This window comes from Pseudovibrio sp. WM33 (assembly GCF_001623165.1).
Taxonomy (GTDB): Bacteria; Pseudomonadota; Alphaproteobacteria; order Rhizobiales; family Stappiaceae; genus Pseudovibrio.
Genome location: NZ_LMCK01000124.1, coordinates 185 through 23140 on the forward strand (window position 1 = coordinate 185; position 22956 = coordinate 23140).

The following is a 22956-nucleotide window of genomic DNA, read 5'->3' on the forward strand; positions in this document are numbered from 1 at the left end:
TGTTCATCCAAAGAAAGCCCGGGCAAGGCGTGTAGCCAATGCCGAAGAATTAGTTTCAATAAGTAGCGCAGGTATTGCCTGCCGCCTTGCTCATCCCGATTATCGGGAACTCTAGCTTCAACACTGCATGGGATGCCATGTGGTGGTGTTGGTGTTTGTGGCAGAACTCAGCTCAAGCGTTGTATTCGATGATGCGGCCTTCGCCGATGAGGCGGGGGGCTTTTTCGGTGGTGGTGTAGCTGATGGCGCCTTCCTCGGGTTCTACGCGGCGGCGGTCGCGCAGGTGGGCGGCGTTTTCTTTGATGCCGATGAGGTGAGCGAGGAAAGCGGAGTTGCAGCGGAAGACGTTGATGCGCTTTGGCAGTTCATAGAACTGGGCGTCTTTTTCGTGCTGAGTTTGCGTGGTGGCGACATCCTCAGAGACTTGCAGTTCCTTGCCTGGTTTCCCGTAGGTGTTCCGTCTTGAAACAGTCTCTGCATTTTGCTCTGTGATTTTGGCGTGACGGCGAGAGCCGATATCGCGATAGCGACGATCAGCGTCTGTTCCAGTGTTAATCGTTTTTCCAGTGCGGGTGACACGCATGACTTCACTCCCCCGACCGTCTCAAAATGAGACACCTGCCGTTTTCTGGGATTCACATCGCAAGGCGCGTGCCAAAGCTTAAGTTTTTATTGGGATTTTAATTAGTTAGGTGTGGTGGGAATGCTGAGAGGCATGAAAAAGCTAGTAAGTACTGAAGGTTAAAGCTTGTCGATCTGATCTTCAGGACCGCTGACGAGCAGGGTTACGCCGTCCTCTGTGAAGGTGCGTTCGATGATTTCCAGCTGTAGCAGAATGACCTGGCGTTCCAGTTCGGCACTGCTGGAGAAGCTGGCGGAGACACTGCGGGTTTTGATACGCAGCCATGGCACAAGCTCAGCTTCCCGAATGGCGAGATTTGCGGCGCCGGAGTAGGCCCGTGCCAGACCGCCGGTGCCCAGTTTTGTGCCGCCGAAGTAACGGACGATGATGACGCCCACATCCACAAGGTCTGCCCCAATGAGTGTTTTAAGTGTGGGCATGCCGGAGGTGCCAGACGGTTCACCATCGTCTTTGCCGCCTTCATCAATGCGTCCCTCGGGGAGCATTCTGCGGAAAGCGGTGACGTGGTGGTTGGCTTTTTTGTGCTCGTCGCGAAGGTCTGCCAGCCGCTGAGCAAAGTCTAAATGAGGTACCAGAAAGGCAAGAAAGCGTGACTTCTTTTCTTCCAGTATCGCGTTGTATTCCTGCTCAACGGTGAAGAGGGGCATCAGCTTATGCTCCTACCGGTTCTTTGCTTTTGAAGTGCTTGGAGAGCTTCAGAGCCTGACCCTGATAGTTGGAGCCAATGCCTTCGCCGTAAAGGGTTTCTGGCACTTCCTCCATGTGCTCGTAGACAAGGCGGCCAACCGTTTGGCCGTGTTCTACGATGAAGGGAACGTCGTGAGAGCGGACTTCTAGAACGGCTCTGGACCCTGTGCCACCAACGGTGGAGTGGCCGAAGCCGGGGTCGAAGAAGCCTGCGTAGTGGACGCGGAATTCGCCGACGAGTGGGTCGAATGGCACCATCTCAGCGGCGTATTGTGGCGGGACGTGGACGGCTTCCTGCGAGACCAGAATGTAGAACTCGTTCGGGTCGAGGATGAGCGTTGCATCGCCGCGATTGTACAGCGGCTCCCAGAAGTCTTCCGGGTCCTGTGCGTCTTTGCGATCGACGTCGATCACACCTGTATGGCGCTTGGCGCGGTAGCCGATGAGGCTGTCTTTGCCAGAGCCTTTCAGGTCGATGGACACCTGTACGCCGTTGTTGATTGCGTCTTCGTCCTTGCCGCCAGACACCAGTGTGTGCTGGTTGTGCACTTTGGTCAGGTCTTCATCATTGATGAGGGTTTCACCATCGCGGAAGCGGATTTGGGACAGGCGAGAGCCTTCGCGGACCAGCACCGGGAAGGTCTTTGGAGAGATCTCAGCGTAGAGCGGGCCTTTGTAGCCGGCTTCAACACGGTCAAATGCGCGGCCTTGGTCTGTGATGACGCGGGTGAACACATCGATGCGGCCCGTGGAGCTTTTGGGATTGGCTGTTGCGGATTGCTCAGCCGGGAGGTCCAGCGCTTCCTGAAGGCGGACAATGTAAACACAGTTGGTTTCCAGCACGGCGCCCTTGGAGAGGTCGATCTCGTGCAGGATGAGCTTTTCCAGCTTGTCTTCCACTTTCGCGTCGGGGCCGGGCAGAAAGGAGGCTCGGACACGCCATGCTTTGACGCCGAGGCGCAGGTCAAGACTGGCAGGTTGAATCTGGTCCTCGTCGGGCACTCTGTCTGCTTGAATTGCACCGCTGGCAAACATAGCTTCAATCGCTTTTGCCGGAAGAATGCCTGTCATTGTTGGTTCCGCCCCACTGGTACTCAAATCGTTCTGACACTGATTAACGTAAGTTTGATCTCTCGCCAAGTCTGCAACCTAAGCTGATTGATTGACCCTAGTGTATTTTCGAGGTAAAAATGCTGCCTATTCCGTGGTGATTTGGTCGACCGGCTTGCAACCACGTAAAACAAGTAGCTAAAGGGTCGGGTTCTTGTATAGACCTCGGCCCGCGCCGGGGTTTTTTAATGAAGGGGTAGAGCAATATCTCTTCGGGCAGGAATGAGCGATGACAGACGCAAAGAACTGGAAGCCAGCAACTCGGCTTGTTCATGGAGGCACAACGCGCTCCAGCTTTGGTGAAACATCCGAAGCTATCTTCCTTACACAAGGGTATGTTTACGACAGCTCAGAAGCGGCAGAAGCACGCTTTTTGGGCGAGAATCCGGGCTATATTTATTCCCGGTACGCAAACCCGACTGTAGGAATGTTTGAGCGACGAATGTGCGAACTGGAAGGTGCTGAGGCCGCACGCGGCACGGCTTCTGGTATGGCGGCTGTTAACTCTGCGATTATGGCCTGCGTTAAAGCTGGCGATCATGTGATTGCACCAAAGGCGCTGTTCGGTTCCTGCCGATACATCATCGAAAAGCTGCTGCCACGTTATGGTGTGGAGTCCACGCTGATTGATGGCACTGACATTGAGCAATGGAAAGCTGCAGTTCGTCCGAACACCACAGCGGCGTTCCTTGAAAGCCCAACCAACCCGACGCTTGAAGTGATCGATATTCCAGCTGTTGCGGATATTATTCACGAAGCTGGTGGACGGCTTATTGTAGACAACGTGTTTGCGACTGCTATCTGGCAGAGCCCGCTGGCCTTGGGTGCTGATGTGGTGATCTACTCTGCGACCAAGCATATTGACGGGCAGGGCCGATGTCTGGGCGGTATCGTGCTTTCCGATGAAAAGTGGATTGTGGAAGAGTTCCATGACCCGTTCAAGCATACCGGACCTGCGATGAGCCCGTTCAACGCTTGGGTTCTGCTGAAAGGTCTGGAGACTTTGTCGTTGCGTGTTGAGCGTCAGACTGCGAATGCTGGCAAGCTGGCAGAGTTCCTAGCGGATCATTCTGCAGTGTCTCGCCTGATTTACCCGGGCCGCGCTGATCACCCACAGGCGGATATCGTGGCCAAGCAGATGCAGGGTGGGTCTACCATGCTGGCGTTTGATTTGGCGGGTGGTAAGGAAGCGGCCTTCAAGTTCTCCAATGCGCTGGAGATTGTTAGCCTTTCCAACAACCTTGGTGATGCGAAGAGCCTGATTACCCATCCGGCGACGACTACGCACCAGAGTGTTGCGGAAGATGCGCGTTTGGAGCTGGGCATTACAGACAAGACGCTTCGTCTTTCTGTTGGTCTGGAAGATGCAGATGACCTGCTGGAAGATGTTGCTAAGGCACTGGCCGCGCTTTAAGCGTGTTGCACATTACAACTGGCGTGAGGGCATCCAACCGGGTGCCCTCTATGCATTAAAGCCCAATGCTGCAGACTTGTTGTTAGCTATTGCTGGTTGCCACAACCACGTCTCGCCGTGCTCCGGACAAGGTGATGATGAAACCTGCGATGACATCCAGAAACGTGATGGTCATGAGCAGCAGGAAGAGCGGGGTGGCGGCTTCTTGTACCGAGAGGAACTCAATTAGGTAAGCCACGAGGATCAACAGAGACAAACTGTGATCTACCAGTGAGAGTGTGCTGGTTCTGGTGGCTTTGATGATCTCGACGAAGAGCAGGACCAAAGTGCCTGCAAGCAGAAGGGTGGCGACATCCAGAGGAACAAGTAGTCCTGATGGCAGCGGGATCTGGAATACAATGGCAGCCCAAGGGGTGACGTTGTAGCCTTGATCAAGCACCGGCTCTAGATCTTCAAACCACCGAAATGCCACAGCGTTGTAGAGCAAGAACGGAATGAGCGTGAGTGGAATAGTCCTCATGTGGTTATCCCCGGAAGAGCTGGAAGCGGTATCCTATCGGAAAAGATTAACATTAATGCTGGGGGTCTGTGATGCCCTGAAACCGGGAGGGGTAACGCTTCGAGTGGTTTAATGCCTAGGGCTTTCATTTTAAGTGGAGTTCTAGGGAATACGACGCGTGCGATCGTGAATAGTGAGGGGGCGTCGCACACGTTCCGTCATGCGACGTTCTATGTGAGAGAGCTCGTTATAGTTATCGACGGTGATGCCCTTCCAATATTTGACGATGGGAAGGCCTATGCGAAGTTGAAAAGCACCAATGGGATAGTTGATGTCGCTGTGATAGCGGATCTGTCCAACAAATGTGGTCTTCAATCCAGGTACGCCAAACCAGCCTGCACGGGATATTTCAAACCGTCCCTGTGCTCCGCTTATCTCTTCAATGTTGTTGGCGGTTCTATAAAAGCCTCCTGCATAGATGCGGAGGCCGAACCCCAGATCCTCAGTTCCGGGGAGGTCGTAGCCAATCTCTCCTGAAAGGTTGAGGAGAGGAGTGCTTTCGCGTTGGTCTGTGCTACCCGGTTCTGGTTCCAGAATACGGACTTTGCTTGTCGGGAATTGTGCGTTGAAGCGAGTCTCATAGTTATTTGCCAGAAACTCGATGCCCGTGTGACAGCAGTTGCAGGGCCGCGTTCGTAATCTTCCTTGTAGTTCATGAAGATGTAGGTGCTGCCAATCAAGTTTGGCCGCACAAAGTGACGGAGGCCACCGCCAGCACTTATGAGATATACAGCATCAGAGGAGTTGCCGGAGCGGACATCAGCGAAGAACATGCCATGACTGTCCTGAAAGACTGGCGTGATGACTTCGGCGGCTCCAGATGTGTTATTGCGATCTGTCTCAAACAGGCCAATGAGGCGGGGTTGGTACTTGCCTTGCGGATTGAAGGTGAAGTGGTCGTCTAAATTGAAGAGAGGTTGGGCCTGGCTGGCAGAGGTATTCAGCGCCACAAGGCAGAGCAGAATACGCAACAAAGTTTGCAAAAGCTGGCCCATTTGCTCTCTTGGTGCTGACGAGAATGCGACGTTTACCAGCAGTATTGGAGGTTACTTACGTTTCTGATAGTCCCGCCATCCAGTGGGCTATCCTTGCCAAGCTGAGAGGAACTGAAGATCTTCACAGCCAGCAAACTGGGTGCATCGCTCCAGTTCAGCTTCCAATCGTTGTTGGCGGCCTTTGCCCATGCGAATGCCAGCCTCGGGCCAAAAGCGTTTTACGGCCAAAGCATTGGAGGCTTTGTCACGCTTCATATCGATGCGGCCAATCAACTTGTCCCCCTCCATTACGGGGAAGACATAATAGCCGTATTGCCGTTTTGGTTCAGGGACGAAGATTTCGATGCGGTAATTGAAGCCAAAAAGGAACTCAGCGCGCTTGCGGTCTCTTAATGCCGGGTCGAATGGGCTGAGGATGCGGATCCGCTGGGAAGGGGCTTCGAGGGATCTCAGTTCATCTTCAATTGTTGGGCGTGCGAGACATAATTTGGGCTTCGTGTCGCTGGCAGGTTGAATCTCAACAAGGATCAGTTCCTGACGCTTCTGGGCTTGCTCACACCATGCTTTGACATCGGCAAGGTCTAGTTTGTCCCAATAGGCTGCAATTTCGCTGGGCGTAGCGAAGCCGAGGCGGTCGATTGCGGAGTTGCAAGCCCACTCTATGGTTTCTGCATGGCTGGGTTTAGCGGAGCGGTGATCCTCAGGGATGACGCGTTCTGTCAGGTCATAGAGTTTTTGAAAGTTTTCACGCCGGGAGACGGAGATTTGTCCGGTCCGCCAGAGATATTCAAGTGCTGTTTTGGATGGGTTCCACTCCCACCATCCGCCTTTGCTGCGCTTCTCATCTTTGCCGACATCTGAGGTGCCAGCGGGGCCGTTTTCTTCGATGTGCCGTAGAATGAGGTTGAGTTTTTCCTGATACTCCGCACCGCGCCAGACCTTCCAGCGGGATTGCAAGCTCTCTGCGCTTTTTTGGAAGCGGTAGTGCCAATAAGGGAAGAACTCGGTTGGAATGATTGAGGCATCATGCGTCCAGTGCTCAAAGAGGCTTCTGTCATTCTCCAGCAGTTTCTTGAGATGTTTGGGGCGGTAACTTTGGCGGCGTGACCACAAGATCATGTGGTGCGCACGCTCTACTGTGTTGATGCTATCAACCTGCACAAAGCCAATGCGGTGAATGAGATTGAGGAGGCTCTCTCCTTTCGAGGAGCCTGTTGGTGCTTCAAGAAGGGCGTGTTTCTGCAGAAACAAGCGGCGCGCAGCGGCGTTATCAACTTTTAAAACTAACTGCGCTTCCATAGTCATCAGCTTCTCCTGCTTCGCCTGATGTGCGTAGGCTAGGAGAGCAAACGCCTTGCCGCAAGCAACTAGCAGCAGATAGTTGTGGGTTTGTTCCTATTATGTTCTCTGAGTGGAGGTTGTATTGGACTTTGCAGAAAAACAGCGGGGTGTGTTTCAGCGGATGATTGTTGGTGCTTTGGTGACCGCGATTGTGCTTTTGTTTGGTGCGCTTCTCAATCCATTTGGATTTGCCGCGGACTGGAATGCCTCTGAGCGACTTTGGGTGGCAGCGGTTTCATTGTTATCACCTGCCTTATTGCTGATGATTTCTATAGGTCGTCTGGCAATGCGTAGGTTTTATCATGCTGATGATATTGATGGAGGAGGGCTAACCCACGGCAGTGAGGAAGCCAAGATGCTGCAGAGTATTTTGCAAAATACACTTGAGCAGGGGGTGCTGGCAGGGTTCATCTATATTGTCTGGGCTGCGGTTATGCCCGGTAGCACGATGTCTGTGCCTTTGTTAGCAGCACTGCTGTTTGCGCTTGGGCGTATCCTGTTTTTTGCCAGCTATGAGAAGGGTGCGCCATGGCGTGGAACCGGCTTTGCACTGACTTTCTACCCGAGCATTTTAATGCTGGTGGTTGTGCTTATAACGTTGATGGCCGGGTTGTAGCGCTCACGCTGGCATATAGCGAGCGACTACAAGATGCCCGAGCACCGGATTTTCGCACTCCTGCCGGAGTGTGGTCTGCGTAAAGTCGATGACTGCAAAGTCAAATTGCTTCAAGAGATTGCGGAGGTAGTTTTCTGTGTGCGTGAAGCGGCAGCTGTCGCTCATAATGTAGGGTGGAGTATCGGAGGTAGGTTCCATTACAGCTTCAGCGGAGAACAGGAACACGCCATTCTTTTCGATGTTGCGGGCGACACCTGCGAAGAGATCTTCTAATGAACCAAAGTACGGAAAGAGCTCTGATGCGAGTATCAAATCCCATTTCTGAGGATGATCCTGATCGAGAAAATCGTTGATTTCACATTGTTGAAGATCGTCGTAGATCCTCTTGTCTCTCGCCAGATTGAGCATTTGCTCGAAAATGTCGACGCCAGTTTTATAAGGGATCCGATCTTCAAAAAGTTCGGCAGCTAAGCCAGTGCCACAACCTAAATCTAAGAGACGTTTAAAGGGGCCAAGATTGAGAGTGTTGATCTTTTCGTGGATCTTGGTTGGTAGGCTGTATTGGAGGATCTCCAGAAGTTTGATATCGAAAATCTTCGCTTTCTGGTCAAACAGAGCGGAAACATACTCAGCTGGCATACTGTCCAGATTTTCTGAGTTCGCTTTTGCTCTTGGCAGATCGATAGTTTCCTCTAAGTTCTCAGAGCACCCTTGCCCAAGAAGGTTTAGCAAGTGATCGGCAGCTCCGTTGAACTCTCCGGTCTCTTTGAGGTCGAGTACATGATCATAGATCATGAAATGTCGGAGGAAATCTTCAACGGGATTGGTTTCTTGTTCTTTTTTGCTATTCTTCATCGCTGTGTAGTATCCTCGTCTTTGAATACTGACATGATTGAGCCATGAAAGAATTAATGAACAGTAAGCCTCTTTTGATTGATCGCTTTTAGGTAAGTAACGGAAAGTAGCTGTATTTTTGTTGCTATGTATTTCTCAAAATAAATCCCGCAGCGTTTCCACTGCGGGCTTAATAACTAACTTAAAGATTAGGAGCTTTTACCCTTTCAGGCGTCTGTCAACTCTTTTGCTTTGGTCATCTGGTTCCGCTTTGCCAGTGTACGCAAACGCAGAGCGTTGAGGCGGATGAAGCCTGCAGCGTCTTTCTGGTCGTAAGCGCCGTGGTCGTCTTCAAAGGTTACCAGCTCTTCTGAGTAGAGAGAGTAAGGAGACGCACGACCAACAACGATGACGTTGCCTTTGTAGAGCTTCAGCTTAACGGTGCCGGTCACAAGCTCCTGCGACTTATCGATCATCGCCTGAAGCATTTCGCGCTCAGGTGAGAACCAGAAGCCGTTGTAGATCAGTTTTGCGTAGCGCGGCATCAACTCATCTTTGAGGTGAGCTGCGTCACGGTCCAGTGTGATGGATTCCATCGCACGGTGTGCTGACAGGAGGATTGTTCCGCCTGGTGTTTCGTAGATGCCACGGGACTTCATGCCAACGAAGCGGTTTTCTACCAGATCAAGACGGCCAATGCCGTTGTCGCGGCCGTAATCGTTCAGCTTGGCAAACAGGGTTGCCGGAGACATATGTACGCCATTGATGGAGCACGCATCGCCTTTTTCGAAGCCGATTTCGATCTCGGTGACTTCGTCCGGCGCGCTGAGCGGGTCAACGGTGCGCTGGAAGACATACTCTGGTGCTTCCTCATTCGGATCTTCCAGAACTTTACCTTCGGAAGAGGAATGCAGCATGTTTGCGTCAACAGAGAACGGTGCTTCGCCGCGCTTGTCCTTCGGTACCGGGATCTGATGCTGTTCTGCGAACTCGATCAGATCAGTACGGGACTTCAGCGTCCAGTCACGCCAAGGTGCGATCACCTTGATGTCTGGGTTCAATGCGTAGCAAGCCAGCTCGAAGCGTACCTGGTCGTTGCCTTTACCGGTTGCGCCGTGCGCAACTGCGTCAGCGCCGGTTTCTTCAGCGATCTCGATGAGACGCTTGGAAATTAGCGGACGAGCAATAGAGGTGCCGAGGAGATAAACGCCTTCGTAAACTGCGTTGGCCCGGAACATTGGGAACACGAAGTCCCGAATGAATTCCTCACGGAGATCATCAACGTAGATTTCTCGAATACCAAGCAGTTCAGCTTTTCGTCGTGCTGGCTCCAACTCTTCACCCTGACCTAAGTCAGCAGTAAAAGTTACAACTTCGCAGCCGTATTCCGCCTGCAACCACTTGAGAATAATCGAGGTGTCGAGCCCGCCAGAATAGGCAAGCACAACCTTTTTGATGTCGCCTTGGGCCATAGATTAGCTTCCAAATGTGTGTTCGGGCGCATAAAGCGCCTATGCTGGGCAATCTACCGAGGAGAGCCAGCAACGCAAGTGGTGATTGAGGATTGAGTGCTGAGTTATTAATCGGGATAGTTGAGTTACTTACAGGTGTTCCTGATAATTGGGTGAGTGGAAGCTGTTGCCGGGTTCACCTGTCAGGTAGGTAAGGTTTTGATAACGCGAAGATAATAACTGCTACTTTGTGCTTTGATGCTATAAAATTTGCACGCATTGGGTGCGAGCAACGAGTTATTAAACTGCATGATCTCTCAACTGTATCTGCGGAAAAACCATAGAGTTTATGCGCAGAAAAACTTTCCAGAGTCCTGCAATTAACCAACAAGTCTCTGTATCTACGAGGATTTCCGGGCAGGTCTTATGCGTCTTTTGTCTAAAATTGCGGGCAGATTTCTTTGAGGTTTGGTCAAGATTATCGAGGCCTTTATTGCGCGATTCGATGACTTTGGCTCAAGGATTCCAGTTTGATGGTGCTAGCTCGAAGCCATCGAAGAGGAATCCTGGAGCAACTGTGCAACCGACTAATGTCCACTCGCCAAGGCTTAGTGCGGACTGCCATGCATGTCGAGGTACGATACCTTGAGGACGTTGGCCGTTTAATACATCCATGCCGAGGAAGATGTCATTTTGGCTGCCTTCTTCGGAACTGATGGAGAGGCAGAGTGGGGCGCCGCCGTAGTAGTGCCATGTCTCAATCGCGTCGATCCGGTGCCAGTGAGATTTCTGGTGTTTCTTGAGGAGATAATAGATCGCTGTTGAATAGCCACGGCCTCGAGGGCCTTCTGTATCCCGGAAGGTTTCCGTGTAATAGCCGCCTTCCGGATGCTCTTTCATCTGCAGTTCAGCGATAATTTCTTCAGCGGTTGCTGAGGAGGTGATTTGGTCAAGCGGCATCAGAAGTTGTCCTTGCGGCGGCGTATTTCTGTGAATATATCAACAGGTTCAGCGTTGACCATGTTGAGGTTTTTTTGGATGAGAGGATCTCGGACTCTCAAAAACGGATTGGTTGAAAGCTCGGCTGCCATGGAGGTTGGCAGGGTTGGCCGACCGACTTCACGGAGCGCTTCTATGCGTTTTGTACGTTCCTGCAATGCCTGATTGTTTGGGTCGATCGTGAGAGCGAATTTGGCGTTGGCTAGAGTGTACTCGTGGCCGCAATAGATCCTTGTTTCGGGTGGTAACGTGTTAGCCAGGTGGCTCAGAGAGGCCCACATCATTTCGGGATCGCCTTCGAAAACACGGCCGCAACCTAGGGCGAAGAGTGTGTCGCCTGTATGAGCAATGCCTGCCTCCTGGAACCACCAGGAGATATGGTCAAGTGTATGGCCTGGTGTACCTATGGCTTTCACTGCAATTGGGCCGACGAGAATGTCATCTCCATCCTCTACAAAGCGGTTCATGCCCGTGATGTGTTGGCGGGAGCGTTCTGGCCCGGTTACCTTTGCACCTGTCTTCTCAACGAGTTCAGCCATTCCGCCGATATGGTCCCAGTGATGGTGTGTGATGAGAATGTCGGTCAGGTTCCAACCGGTTTCTTCCAGAACCTGTAAGTAGGGGGCTGATTCTGGAACATCAATTGCGACTGTACAACCGCTGTCGGGGTGGTGAACGAGAACGCCGAAATTATCTTTCAGACAAACAAACTGCCGAACTTCAACTTCAATCATCAACCAGCTCCCAAGCATACAGTATATCTTTGTGAGATCATGAGAGGACAAGCTGTCAAATTCAACTGCAAACTCATAAAACTCTGGGTGTGGTTGATTTAAGCTTGCAAATCGTCAGGAAGAAGCGTTGCGCCCAAGGCTCTTGCACCCCATGATAAGAGAAGGCAACGCGCGGAGAACCAGTTGTATCTTGATGTTACTCACTTAAAAGAGTTCTACGACCTGCCACTTGGACGGATGCTTCGGGTGTTGGTTGGGAGCCGCGTGAAAATGCTTTGGCCAGAAATGCATGGTCAGAGTTTGCTGGGTATTGGTTATGCCGCTCCTTATCTGAGGCCTTACCTGAAAAAGACCAATCGTGTGTTTGCCGGAATGCCTGCTGCGCAAGGCGTGGTGAAGTGGCCGCGTGAAGTTGAAGTGCCGAACAAAGCCTTCCTGATGGAAGATGGTCAGCTGCCGTTTCCAGATTCCTGTATTGACCGCATCTTACTCGTGCATTCGCTGGAGATGGCAGGACAGCCGGGGGCGTTGTTGGATGAAGTCTATCGTGTCTTGTCTCCGGGTGGGCGGGTGATTGTGATTGTTCCCAATCGACGTGGTGCGTGGGCACGGTCAGAGGTTTCACCGTTTGGGTATGGTCGTCCTTATTCAAGACCGCAGCTCGATAACTTCCTGAGCAATCATCATCTTTCGGTTGTGTCGCGGGAAGAAGCGCTGTTTGTGCCGCCGACGAACTCGAGAATGGTTTTGAAGAATGCACGGAGTTTTGAGCGTTTAGGGGCTGTGGCCTGGTCAGCGTTTGCGGGGTTGCTGGTCACTGAAGCTGAGAAGCAGGTGTACCGTGGTATTCCGATGAAAGCGAGCCACGTGACACGTGTGTTGCGACCAGTCTTTCTGCCTAACGGCAAGACTGCTGGTGCGCAGGCTATGAACGGGCATAGTCGCCAGCAAGAAGGAACTTTCGCCAACGAGGGCGAAAGCTGAGTTCTGATTACTTCCGCTCCAGAAGGAAGACGGCCTGATCGCCGATCAGGTTCCATACCCACCACGGTGCGTTGAACCCAATGCGCTGACCTCTTGCATCCAGAGCCTCTGCCTTAATAACTTTAGCATGGACCTCTTCTGAGAGAGCAACAAAGTCTCGGATCGTGCAGAAGTGGATGTTTGGTGTGTCGTACCACTCGTAAGGCAAATAGTCGGTGACTGGCATTCTGCCGTTGAACAGCAACTGCATACGGTTGCGCCAGTGGCCGAAATTCGGGAAGGACACCACGACTTTCTTGCCGATGCGCAGTAACTGCTCGAGAACCTGTTTCGGGTCCATGGTCGCCTGAAGCGTATGGCTTAGAATTGCGTAATCAAAAGCGTCGTCCGGGTAGGCTGCAAGGTCATTGTCTGCATCTCCCTGAACAACTGAGAGCCCGCGGGCAACGGCTTCATTCACGCCTTTTTGAGAGGTGTCGAAGCCACGGCCATCAACGCCGCGAGTGTCGATCAGCAGTTCCAGCAATTCACCAGTGCCGCAACCGATGTCCAGAACGCGCGAGCCCGATGCTACAAAATCGCAGAGAATTCGGTGATCGCCGCGTACATTACTCAAATCATGTTTTTTCATAATGAATCTGCTTTCTGATGAAACTTACTGCTCAGTGTTACGGTCAATCACCATTTCCCGGTGCGGGAATACCTCTGGCTTTTGCTGCTCCTGTCAGGAAGCCACGCATTGTTTTGAACAGTTCGGGTTCATCAAGAAGGAATGCATCGTGTCCGCGTGAGCTCTCGATCTCAACAAAGGAGACGTTTGCGCCAGCCGCGTTGAGGGCTCGTACAATGTCTTTGCTTTCCGAGGTTGGGAAAAGCCAGTCCGTTGTAAACGACATGACGCAGAAACGGGTTGTGCTATGCAAAAATGCGTTGGCCAGTTTGCCGCCATGCGCTGCTGCTAGGTCGAAGTAATCCATCGCGCGGGTCACATAGAGATATGAGTTCGCGTCAAAACGATCGACAAAGGTCATGCCTTGATGGCGCAGATAGCTCTCGATTTGGAAATCTGCATCGAAGCCGAAAGTGATGGCTGATCGATCTTGCAGGTTGCGGCCAAATTTGCTGTGCAGGCTTTCATCAGACATGTAGGTGATGTGCGCTGCCATGCGGGCAACCGACAGGCCCTTCATAGGGCGCTTGCCTTCTTTGGCATATTGTCCGTGGCACCAGTCAGGATCAGCCATGACAGCCTGACGGCCTACCTCATGGAAGGCAATGTTCTGGCTGGAGTGGCGCGGACCAGCTGCGATTGGGACTGCTGCAAATACTTTTTCTGGATAGGCAGATGCCCATTGCAGCACTTGCATGCCGCCCATGGAGCCGCCGACGACTGCGAAAAGCGTTTCGATGCCGAGCGCTTCAACCAGTTTTGCCTGGGAACGCACCATATCGCCGATTGTGACGACAGGCAGGTCTAACCCGTAAACCTCATTGGTTTCCGGATTGGTACATGCAGGACCGGTGGTGCCGAGGCAGCCACCGAGCACATTTGCGCAGATGACGAAATACTTGTCGGTGTCCACTGGTTGCCCAGGACCGACCATCATTGACCACCAGCCGGGTTTGCCGGTTACGGGGTTTTCAGAGGCAACATACTGATCGCCAGTAAGGGCGTGGCACACAAGAATGGCGTTGGTTTTGTCTTCGTTCAGTTCGCCATAGGTCTCATAAGCAATCTGCCAAGGGGCGAGTTCTGTGCCTTCATCAAGCCGAAGAGGATTGTCTGGACCAAATCGCATGAGCTTGCTGGCAGGCATATCCATCTGTTCCGCTGCAACACTGGCTTGTGTTGAGGGCGAGATATTCGGAGTCTTCTCCGGTTTTGCGCTGGCAGTCTCAGTCATGTTTTCTTCCGCGGTGTTGTGAAGGCGAATTGGGTGTTCCTCTAGGGATTGCAAGAGAGTTTTTGCTAGGTGCCAATTGGCAGTGTGTCAACGTTTTCTTTTGCTTTCACCGTCGTTGTTTCCTATGAATTTACATAGGTTCTGTTCAATAATTCGAGTGGGTTAGTGCAATGTCTGGGTCTTCATCAGTTTCGGATTTAAAAATGAGCTTGTCTCAAGTCCGCGATAAACTAGATGAAGTTGATGATAAACTGCATGCCTTGCTTATGGAGCGTGCTGACCTGATTGAGCATATTGTTGCGGCAAAAGCTGAACAAGGTTCTATGCATGCTGTTTTTCGGCCCTCTCGTGAAGCAGATATTATGCGGCGGTTGGTTGAGAACCATCGCGGTGTTCTGCCTATTATGTCATTGGAACATATTTGGCGTGAGATAATCTCTTCGCTAACAAATGCCCAGACAACTTATCGTGTACATCTTGATGGTAGTGCAGATCGACTCGCAATGAGTGAGCTGACACGCTTTTATTTCGGTTACGCGATTGAACAGCAGCGCGAGATAGACCCGTCTGCTGTGCTTGCGGCGGTTGATTATTCACAGGTCGATCTTGGTGTGATCGGCTTGGAAGAGCGTGCGGAAACGCCTTGGTGGCGTGGTATGGGTGCCCGGGATGATGGCACCAATGGACCCTCGATTATTGCACGGCTTCCGTTTTTGGTTGTTCAGGACAGGCCTGCTGATCTGCCTGCTGTTGTGGTTGCGGCCCAGACTGCTGAAACAGAGAAGCCGGATATTTGTGTTTATGATGTGCGCTGGACGGGAACTATACCGGGCTCATTGATGCACAAAGGTATAGAAGTGTTGAGTTTTTATCGCAGTTTTGAAGGCGTAGATGCGTTATTAGCTGTTCCGGGGAATATATCCGAGCAGGAGCTGGCGGCTTTCTTTGAAGCTGCTGAGGCGACGCCGGATAAACTTAGATATGTCGGTGGATACCCCGCGCCGCTTGACCTAGATGATGAATTTGATAGTGAAGCAGACGCAGTAGGTTAAACTGCGTGTTTTTTGAATAAAGGAATGAGTTGATGGAAGAGCAGGTAGTACGCCCTGTCCCTCGTGCTGGTGTGTTGGCAATTGATCCGTATGTACCCGGTAAGGCGAAGGCAAATGGTGGCCATAAACTACATAAGCTCTCTTCCAATGAATCTCCTTTAGGTGCGAGCCCGAAAGCGCTTGAAGCTTACCGCACCATTTCTGAGCTTCAGTTTTACCCTGATGGAAGTGCTGGTGAACTTCGCACAGCAATTGGTGAAGTATACGGCCTGAACCCTGATCATGTCATTTGCGGCTGTGGCTCTGATGAAGTGCTGAGCCTGCTGGCCTATGCGTATCTGGGTGAAGGTGATGAGGCTATTTATACCACGCACGGCTTCCTTGTTTATAAGATTGCGATCCACGCAGCTGGTGCGACGCCTGTTATCGCTCCAGAGAAAGATCTTAAGACGGACGTGGATGCCATCCTGGAACGTGTGACCGAGAAAACCAAAATGGTTTTTGTGGCCAATCCGAATAATCCGACTGGCACTTATATTCCGTTTGACGAAGTTAAGCGTTTGCACGCCGGGTTGCCGAAGACCTGTATTCTGGTTCTCGATGCGGCCTATGCTGAGTATGTGCGGCGGAATGATTATCAGTCCGGTATTGAGCTTGTTGTGAACTCCGAAAACGTTGTCATGACACGGACGTTCTCAAAGGCTTACGGTTTGCCAGCGCTGCGTGTTGGCTGGGCGTATGGTCCTGAGCATATCATTGATGCATTGGGCCGTATTCGTGGGCCGTTTAACATGAATGCTGCTGCGATTGCAGCTGGCGCTGCTGCTGTGCGTGATCAGGCGTTTATTGAGCAAGCAGTTAGCCACAATAATGAATGGTTACCGTGGGTAGTTAACGAACTGACCAAACTAGGTCTTGACGTTACGCCAAGTGTCGGCAATTTCATTCTGATCCATTTCCCTGAGGAACAGGGTAAGCGGGCTGTCGATGCGGATGCCTTCCTGCTGGAACGCGGGTGTGTGCTGAGGCAGGTGAAAGCCTATGGATTTGACAATGCCTTACGCATGTCAATCGGTAGTGAGGAAGCCAACAGAGATGTTGTGGCTGCTCTCACTGAATTTCTGAAGTAGTTCTAATAGAAGGTCTCCATGTCTGAACCCTTGTTTGGCCGGGTCGCACTGATTGGTATCGGTCTGATCGGCTCCTCTCTTTCGCATGTCATGCGCCGCGAAAAGCTGGCGGGTGAAATTGTTGTATCCACACGCTCAGAAGTTACTCTGAAGCGTGCGGAAGAGTTGAAGCTTGGGGACCGATATTATCTGGACGCAGCAGAAGCCGTAAAAGGGGCAGACCTTATAATCGTTTGTGTGCCAGTTGGTGCATGTGGAGCCGTGGCGAAAACTATTGGCCCTCATTTAGCTGAGGGTGCGATTGTAACTGACGTGGGTTCTGTGAAGGCCTCCGTTATTTCTGCGATGAAACCGCATATGCCGGACGGCGTGCATTTTATTGCAGGCCATCCGGTTGCTGGTACTGAGTATTCCGGCCCTGATGCAGGCTTTGCCTCTCTCTTTGAGAACCGCTGGTGCATTCTTACGCCAGATAGCGACAGTGATGCGGGTGCTACAGAGCGTCTGACTGCCTTCTGGGAAGCGTGTGGCTCTCATGTGGACACCATGGATGCTGAGCATCACGATCTTGTGCTGGCTGTTGTGTCTCACCTTCCGCATATCATCGCCTACAACATTGTTGGTACGGCAGATGATTTGGAGACTGTGACCAAGTCAGAAGTGATCAAATACTCTGCTTCCGGTTTCCGTGATTTCACGCGTCTGGCGTCTTCTGATCCGACCATGTGGCGCGATGTGTGCCTGAACAACAAAGAAGCCATTCTTGAAATGCTGTCTCGCTTTTCTGAGGATCTGTCTGCCTTGCAGCGGGCGATCCGGTGGAGTGATGGTGATGCCTTGTTCAAGCTGTTTGCGCGGACCAAAGATATTCGCCATCAGCTTGTTGAAGCCGGTCAGGAATCAGCGGCGCCGAACTTTGGTCGTGAGAACGAAAAAGGCGAGCCAGCAGAGTAAGATCTCGCTGGTTTTGAAAGAGTTTAGCCCGGGTCAGATCAGTTCTGATCCGGGTTTTCTTTTGAAGGTGTAACCAAGACTGGTCAACTTATCAGTTGGGCAAGCGGTGTTGGTTTACCGAGGTTTCAAGAGTGATTTTGAGGTGGCCTCTCCGCTGAATATTCTGGGAGTGAATAAAGCGCTTTCAGGAGTTTATTGGATGATGAAGCTGAGTGGATTGGCTGCAGTTGTTGCAGCCGGATTTGCTGTTGCGAGTTTTGCTGCGATGGCTTCTAAAGAAGATCAGGTGCCCGCTGGGCCGACCGCTGTTGCCATTATGAAAGATGTTGATGGCAAGCAGGTTGGGCGTGTGGTGTTGACTGAGACCTTGAGCCAGACCCTCCATATTACAGCAGCATTTGATGGCTTGCCTGCTGGTGTACATGGGTTCCATGTTCATGAAACGGGTCTATGTGAGCCAACCTTTTCGGCTGCGGGCGGTCATTTCGCGCCTGAAGGGCATGAGCATGGGATTGAAGTTCCTGATGGTCCGCATGCGGGCGATCTTCCAAATCTTCATGTTCCCGAGAATGGAAAGATTGTCGTTGAGTATTTCTCTGAAATCTTAGACCTGGCTCCCGATGACAAGGACAGCCTGATTGGTGGTCCGGGCAGGGCGCTGATTGTTCATGCTGATCCAGACGATTATCACAGTCAGCCGACTGGGGATGCCGGAGGGCGGATTGCTTGTGGTGTGATTGTACCGATTAAGCAAAATGCAGATAGTTTCCAGAGCTACCCTGAAGAGCCAGCAAGCGACACCAAGTAGATTTGGCACCGCATGGTTTTCCATGCAATGTTGAAGCTGAAACTTCCCGTTTAGACGGGTGGAGCAAGGCGAACAGGCTCTGCCTGCGCTACTTGTTAGGTATGTTTCTTCGGCATTGGCTGTTCGCCTTGCCCGGGCTTTTTCTCATGAACACGCGGGCTCCCTCTCGGACAGACGCGACAGGCACGTTCTCGTGTCACCGACACGTTTCTGTACCATTGGCAGTTTCCTGCCACCACCGGACGCCCTCCGGAACGACCCCAAACTCCCTATACCACTGTGGCCTCAAAAGGGTATGGCGCTTCACCGGACCTCCCGACACAATACGTTACTTCATGCCGGTAGCCCAACCCCGCCCACGCCGCGGGATGGACGGTCCACCCCGGCCCGAATGCGTGGGCACAGGACTTAGCCTAGGGCAAGTGCTGGTGAGGGGGATAAGTTTTTGGGCGTCACTTTGCTGCTGAGGTCTCTGTTTCACTGGTTGAAAGGTGTTCTTATGCCGGGGTTTGATGACATATACAGGAGTGTGTTACCGTTAAGGTAACTTGCCCGTGGGTGTGGGGTACACTTCGGGTTTTGAGTTCGGTTTGGGAGGGCCATCTCAATGGAGTTTTTTGACCCTATATCGTATGCGGTACCGTTTTTTATCATTCTCATGATTGTAGAAGGTGTGGCTTTAAAGCTGCGCGGCGTTGATGGTTATGAAGTCAAAGATACGTTTTTCAGTCTGGCAATGGGGATTGGGAGTCTCATCGCTGGGATCGCGTTAGGCACATCTATGTCTTATGCAGCGCACAGTTGGATTTATGGCTATCGTCTTATCGAGACTATCCCTATCAACTGGTGGACCATCCTGATTTGTTTCCTGCTGTATGATCTGGCCTACTATTGGAAGCACCGCTTTGGCCACGAGTATCGGTGGTTTTGGGCGAGCCATGTCAATCACCACTCTTCTCAGCGGTATAATCTTTCAACGGCACTGCGTCAGACGTGGACGGGGACAATCACGCTGACGTTTATCTTTGGCTTGCCTATAGCGCTTCTCGGATTTCAACCGGAGATGATCTTCTTCGTTGCAGCCTGGAACTTGCTCTACCAGTTTTGGATTCACACTGAACTGGTTGATCGTATGGGGCCGTTTGAGTGGATCTTTAACACACCGAGCCATCATCGCGTCCATCATGCGACGAACCCGCGGTATCTGGATTCCAACTATGCGGGGACGCTGATTATCTGGGATCGGATGTTCGGGACTTTCAGTCCGGAAGTTGCAGAGGACCCGCCGCGCTACGGGATTGGCAAGAACCTTGAGACCAACAACCTGCTGATTGTGGCGTTTCATGAATGGATGGCGATGGTCAGGGATTTGAAGACCGCAAGATCCCTGAGAGACGTCCTCGGCTATATGTTTCGTACGCCGGGATGGACGCCTGACAACTCACGGATGACCACCAAGAAGGCCAAAGCGAATTGGAAACGGAAGCAAGCGGTGAAGACAGCTGAACTTGAGACACTGGAGGAGCAGAAGGTGCAAGAGCCTGCTGAGTAACCGTAACTCTATGTAATCGATACAAAACCGCGGTGCACACGTGCGTCGGGGTTTTTCTTGTTCACGCGGAGTTGAGGCGAGTGCTGTTGACCTGAGGTCGAAACCAACCATAAATAACGATATCGTTACTTATGGTTGGAGGGAACCATGATTACGGAATCTGGAAATCTATCGGGCACTGGTTCAGCAGGTCTTTTGCGCGCGGCTCTTTTGGGCAATGCGATATTCTCTGCCATATGCGGTGTTGTCATGGTGTGGATGCCTCACCGTGTCTCTGCGGCGTTAAACTGGCAGGGCCTCAATCTCTGGCTCCTTGTTGGGCTGGGTTTGCTTGTGTTTGCAGGCGCATTGTTGTGGCAAGGAAAACAGGGCAAGCCTTCGATAGCATGGGTTACCTTGTTCAGTCTTGGTGATTACGGCTGGGTCACCGGAACTGTTTTGCTGGGTATGTTTGCGCCAACTGTGATGAGTGGTGATGGTTGGATGATTGCGTGGGGTGTCTCAGCAGTTGTTGCGCTGTTTGGTAGCCTTCAGCTTTTAGGAATTGCCCGAATGATGCGAAAAGCCCTGGATGCCATTGAGGAATGAGTATGAAACAGACCAATCCAGTGCGTACGTCCAAGCGGGGTAATAGCCGCTCAGATATCCTGAAGGCTGCTTTGCTGGAGTTTATCGACCGTGGTGTCGATGGCGTGCGGATGGAGCATGTAGCAGATCGGGCAGGCTATAATAAAGCACTAGTTTATAAGCACTTTGGGTCCAAAGAGCTGTTGTTTGAAGCTGTTTTAACTGCGCAGTTTCAAGAACGGGAGCAGACGCGTTCCAGTATTTCAGGTGATCTTTCAGAGATGCTGATGGGGTGGTCTCAAGCCAACAAAGGTGATGCCGATTTCTTCAAGTTGCTCATGAGGGAGGCGTTGGATTTTGAAGGTGATCGTCCTGTGCATGCCGACCAGAGGAAAGCTTATTATACGCAACAGGTTGTTGTGTTGGCTGACTTGCAAAAAGAGGGACGGTTGCCGTCAACATTGGAGCCACACTACCTGTTTCTGGCGTTGCTTGGGACGCTTTCAATTCCGCAGCTTTTGCCGCAAGTGGCAGAGTTGATTGTTGGTGACGCACCGGGGGATGAAGAGTTTGAGCAGGGACTGGCGGTGTTTTTGAAGGCCTTTGGAGAGGTCTTATCGCCCAAATAAAAAGGGAGAGCCGAGGCCCTCCCTTAACTAACACATCAATGTAAGCGGTTTTAAGACGCTTTGTTTGATGCACGTTCAGCGCGCTTACGGTCATGCGGGCACAGCAGTGCTTTACGCAGACGGATGGATTCTGGGGTTACTTCCACCAGCTCATCTTCAGCGATGTAAGACAGTGCGCCTTCAAGGCTCAGCTTGATTGGGGTGGTCAGCTTAACAGCATCGTCCTTACCGGAAGAACGGATGTTGGTGAGCTGCTTGCCCTTCAGAACGTTCACTTCAAGGTCGTTACCGCGTGTGTGTTCACCAATGATCATGCCCTGGTACACTTTTGTGCCCGGATCAATCATCATTGGGCCACGGTCTTCCAGGTTGAACAATGCGTAAGGAACAGCATCGCCCTGACCGTTGGACAGCAGAACGCCGGTGTTACGACCCATAATTGCGCCTTTGTAAGGTGCATATTCGTGGAACACACGGTTGAAGATCGCGGAACCGCGGGTATCTGACATCAGCTCAGCCTGGTAACCGATAAGGCCACGGGTTGGAGCGTGGAATACCAAACGGGAGCGACCGCCACCGGATGGGCGCATTTCAAGAAGTTCACCTTTGCGTTCGGTGATCTTTTTAACAACAGCACCCTGGAATTCATCATCAACGTCGATGATAACTTCTTCGATTGGCTCAAGACGCTTACCAGCTTCGTCTTCCTGATAAACAACGCGAGGACGACCAACGCACAGTTCGAAGCCTTCACGGCGCATGTTTTCGATCAGGATTGCGAGAAGCAATTCACCACGACCGGAAACGATGAAGGAATCTGCTTCTGCAGTTTCTTCGATCTTAAGCGCAACGTTACCTTCAGCTTCCTTCATCAGACGCTCGCGGATAACGCGGGACTGAACTTTGGAGCCTTCCTGACCAGCCAGAGGACCGTCGTTGACGCGGAACATCATGGACAGTGTTGGCGGATCGATTGGCTGTGCCTGAATTGGCTCAGTCACCTGAGGTGCAACGATTGTGTCTGCCACGGTTGCTTTGGTCAGACCAGCGATGGAGACGATGTCGCCTGCTTCGCCTTCTTCAATTGCTGAACGCTCAAGACCACGGAATGCGAGAACCTTGGAGATACGGCCAGTTTCGACCACATTGCCGTCACGGGTCAGCGCTTTGATAGCCATGTTCGGGGTCGCAACGCCAGATGCGATGCGGCCTGTCAGAATGCGGCCAAGGAACGGATCAGATTCGATTGTTGTTGCGAGGAGGCGGAATTCGCCTTCTTCGGATTCTGGCTCTTTTACATGGTCAAGGATCATGTCGAAGAGTGGTGCCATGGATTCTTGTGGGCCAGCTGGCTCAAGAGACATCCATTCTTGCTTGGCGGAACCATATACAACTGGGAAGTCGAGCTGCTCTTCGTTTGCGTCAAGAGCTGCGAACAGGTCGAACACTTCGTCCAGCACTTCATCAGCGCGTTGTTCTGGTTTGTCGATTTTGTTGATCGCAACGATTGGCTTCAGGCCGAGCTTCAGCGCTTTACCAAGTACGAACTTGGTCTGCGGCATCGGGCCTTCAGCTGCGTCTACGAGCAGTACAACGCCATCTACCATATGCAGAATGCGCTCTACTTCACCGCCGAAGTCAGCGTGACCTGGTGTGTCAACGATGTTGATGCGTGTGTTGTTCCAGACCAAAGAGGTGTTCTTGGCAAGGATGGTGATGCCGCGTTCACGCTCGATGTCATTGGAGTCCATCATGCGTTCTTCGGTGCGCTGGTTTTCGCGGAAGACGCCGGACTGCTTCAACAAGACGTCAATAAGGGTCGTCTTGCCGTGGTCAACGTGGGCGATGATCGCAATATTGCGAAGTTTCATGGTGGCTCCGTCTGGCCATAGGAAGTCGCGGCGTGTGGGAGGATCATGAGGTGCCCGATCCACGCCATTCCTTCAATCTGGTTTTTCTCTAATGAAAGATGCGCTCTTCTATCCTATTTTTG

General features: G+C 52.0%; 23 protein-coding genes and 1 riboswitch. Of the genes, 10 read left to right on the plus strand and 13 right to left on the minus strand.

The features are described from left to right. Positions 1-172 precede the first annotated feature (172 nt). From PsWM33_RS21170 to PsWM33_RS21180, 3 genes are all read right to left on the minus strand, one after another. Positions 173-583, minus strand: a complete 411-nt coding sequence (locus tag PsWM33_RS21170) for a hypothetical protein (protein WP_063301553.1) — start codon at positions 581-583, stop codon at positions 173-175. Positions 584-741: 158 nt separating this feature from the next. Next, positions 742-1290 carry a YigZ family protein gene (locus PsWM33_RS21175; RefSeq protein ID WP_063301554.1) on the minus strand — a complete coding sequence of 183 codons (549 nt, stop codon included), beginning with the start codon at positions 1288-1290 and terminating at the stop codon, positions 742-744. 4 nt (positions 1291-1294) lie between these two features. After that, the gene (locus PsWM33_RS21180) at positions 1295-2401 is read right to left on the minus strand and encodes a 2'-deoxycytidine 5'-triphosphate deaminase (protein WP_057460767.1); all 1107 of its coding nucleotides are present in this window, start codon (positions 2399-2401) and stop codon (positions 1295-1297) included. Positions 2402-2524: 123 nt separating this feature from the next. Continuing rightward, a riboswitch (SAM riboswitch) is annotated at positions 2525-2602 on the plus strand. Positions 2603-2669: 67 nt separating this feature from the next. Between PsWM33_RS21180 and PsWM33_RS21185 the strand changes: the two genes are divergently transcribed. After that, entirely contained in the window at positions 2670-3854 is a 1185-nt protein-coding gene (locus PsWM33_RS21185) for an O-succinylhomoserine sulfhydrylase (protein WP_057460766.1), read from the plus strand. An 82-nt stretch (positions 3855-3936) separates the two neighbouring features. On the opposite strand, the gene PsWM33_RS21190 is transcribed toward PsWM33_RS21185, so the two are convergent. The 3 genes from PsWM33_RS21190 to PsWM33_RS21200 all read right to left on the minus strand — a co-directional run bounded on the left by PsWM33_RS21190 (position 3937) and on the right by PsWM33_RS21200 (position 6707). Then, positions 3937-4374: a hypothetical protein gene (locus tag PsWM33_RS21190; protein ID WP_057460765.1), complete on the minus strand. Its 438-nt coding sequence runs from the start codon at positions 4372-4374 to the stop codon at positions 3937-3939. Between the two features lie 410 nt (positions 4375-4784). Next, a complete protein-coding gene (locus PsWM33_RS21195) occupies positions 4785-5408 on the minus strand; it encodes a hypothetical protein (protein ID WP_208994686.1) in 624 nt (207 codons plus the stop codon). A gap of 87 nt (positions 5409-5495) precedes the next feature. Continuing rightward, positions 5496-6707, minus strand: a complete 1212-nt coding sequence (locus PsWM33_RS21200) for a winged helix-turn-helix domain-containing protein (protein ID WP_063301555.1) — start codon at positions 6705-6707, stop codon at positions 5496-5498. A 124-nt stretch (positions 6708-6831) separates the two neighbouring features. Between PsWM33_RS21200 and PsWM33_RS21205 the strand changes: the two genes are divergently transcribed. Then, positions 6832-7365, plus strand: a complete 534-nt coding sequence (locus tag PsWM33_RS21205; RefSeq protein WP_063301556.1) for an MAPEG family protein — start codon at positions 6832-6834, stop codon at positions 7363-7365. Positions 7366-7368: 3 nt separating this feature from the next. On the opposite strand, the gene PsWM33_RS21210 is transcribed toward PsWM33_RS21205, so the two are convergent. The 4 genes from PsWM33_RS21210 to gloB form a co-directional block, all read right to left on the minus strand. Next, positions 7369-8220 carry a class I SAM-dependent DNA methyltransferase gene (locus PsWM33_RS21210; RefSeq protein ID WP_063301557.1) on the minus strand — a complete coding sequence of 284 codons (852 nt, stop codon included), beginning with the start codon at positions 8218-8220 and terminating at the stop codon, positions 7369-7371. A gap of 206 nt (positions 8221-8426) precedes the next feature. Then, entirely contained in the window at positions 8427-9671 is a 1245-nt protein-coding gene (locus tag PsWM33_RS21215) for an argininosuccinate synthase (protein ID WP_063301558.1), read from the minus strand. A 495-nt stretch (positions 9672-10166) separates the two neighbouring features. After that, entirely contained in the window at positions 10167-10610 is a 444-nt protein-coding gene (locus PsWM33_RS21220; protein WP_063301559.1) for a cupin domain-containing protein, read from the minus strand. Next, positions 10610-11380 (minus strand): hydroxyacylglutathione hydrolase, encoded by a 771-nt coding sequence (gene gloB, locus PsWM33_RS21225; RefSeq protein ID WP_193778447.1) that lies wholly within the window; start codon positions 11378-11380, stop codon positions 10610-10612. The genes PsWM33_RS21220 and gloB overlap by 1 nt, the downstream gene beginning before the upstream one ends. A 186-nt stretch (positions 11381-11566) precedes the next feature. Between gloB and PsWM33_RS21230 the strand changes: the two genes are divergently transcribed. Beyond that, on the plus strand, positions 11567-12367 hold the full coding sequence (locus PsWM33_RS21230; RefSeq protein ID WP_063301560.1) for a class I SAM-dependent methyltransferase: 801 nt from the start codon (positions 11567-11569) through the stop codon (positions 12365-12367). 7 nt (positions 12368-12374) lie between these two features. On the opposite strand, the gene metW is transcribed toward PsWM33_RS21230, so the two are convergent. Beyond that, a complete protein-coding gene (gene metW / locus PsWM33_RS21235) occupies positions 12375-12998 on the minus strand; it encodes a methionine biosynthesis protein MetW (protein ID WP_063301561.1) in 624 nt (207 codons plus the stop codon). A 43-nt stretch (positions 12999-13041) separates the two neighbouring features. Continuing rightward, a complete protein-coding gene (metX, locus tag PsWM33_RS21240; protein WP_063301629.1) occupies positions 13042-14190 on the minus strand; it encodes a homoserine O-acetyltransferase MetX in 1149 nt (382 codons plus the stop codon). Positions 14191-14474: 284 nt separating this feature from the next. Between metX and PsWM33_RS21245 the strand changes: the two genes are divergently transcribed. The 7 genes from PsWM33_RS21245 to PsWM33_RS21275 all read left to right on the plus strand — a co-directional run bounded on the left by PsWM33_RS21245 (position 14475) and on the right by PsWM33_RS21275 (position 20963). Further along, positions 14475-15323, plus strand: a complete 849-nt coding sequence (locus tag PsWM33_RS21245) for a chorismate mutase (RefSeq protein ID WP_063301562.1) — start codon at positions 14475-14477, stop codon at positions 15321-15323. Positions 15324-15355: 32 nt separating this feature from the next. After that, positions 15356-16453 carry a histidinol-phosphate transaminase gene (hisC, locus tag PsWM33_RS21250; RefSeq protein ID WP_063301563.1) on the plus strand — a complete coding sequence of 366 codons (1098 nt, stop codon included), beginning with the start codon at positions 15356-15358 and terminating at the stop codon, positions 16451-16453. Between the two features lie 18 nt (positions 16454-16471). Beyond that, the gene (locus tag PsWM33_RS21255) at positions 16472-17407 is read left to right on the plus strand and encodes a prephenate/arogenate dehydrogenase family protein (protein WP_063301564.1); all 936 of its coding nucleotides are present in this window, start codon (positions 16472-16474) and stop codon (positions 17405-17407) included. Positions 17408-17606: 199 nt separating this feature from the next. Next, entirely contained in the window at positions 17607-18215 is a 609-nt protein-coding gene (locus PsWM33_RS21260) for a superoxide dismutase family protein (protein ID WP_208859964.1), read from the plus strand. A 607-nt stretch (positions 18216-18822) separates the two neighbouring features. Then, the gene (locus tag PsWM33_RS21265; RefSeq protein WP_063301565.1) at positions 18823-19767 is read left to right on the plus strand and encodes a sterol desaturase family protein; all 945 of its coding nucleotides are present in this window, start codon (positions 18823-18825) and stop codon (positions 19765-19767) included. Positions 19768-19914: 147 nt separating this feature from the next. After that, positions 19915-20355: a hypothetical protein gene (locus tag PsWM33_RS21270; protein WP_063301566.1), complete on the plus strand. Its 441-nt coding sequence runs from the start codon at positions 19915-19917 to the stop codon at positions 20353-20355. A 2-nt stretch (positions 20356-20357) separates the two neighbouring features. Continuing rightward, positions 20358-20963, plus strand: a complete 606-nt coding sequence (locus tag PsWM33_RS21275) for a TetR/AcrR family transcriptional regulator (RefSeq protein WP_063301567.1) — start codon at positions 20358-20360, stop codon at positions 20961-20963. Positions 20964-21013: 50 nt separating this feature from the next. Here the strand turns inward: PsWM33_RS21275 and typA are convergent, their stop codons facing one another. Next, complete coding sequence (gene typA / locus PsWM33_RS21280) at positions 21014-22834, minus strand: translational GTPase TypA (protein ID WP_063301631.1); 1821 nt, start codon at positions 22832-22834, stop codon at positions 21014-21016. Positions 22835-22956: the final 122 nt, after the last annotated feature.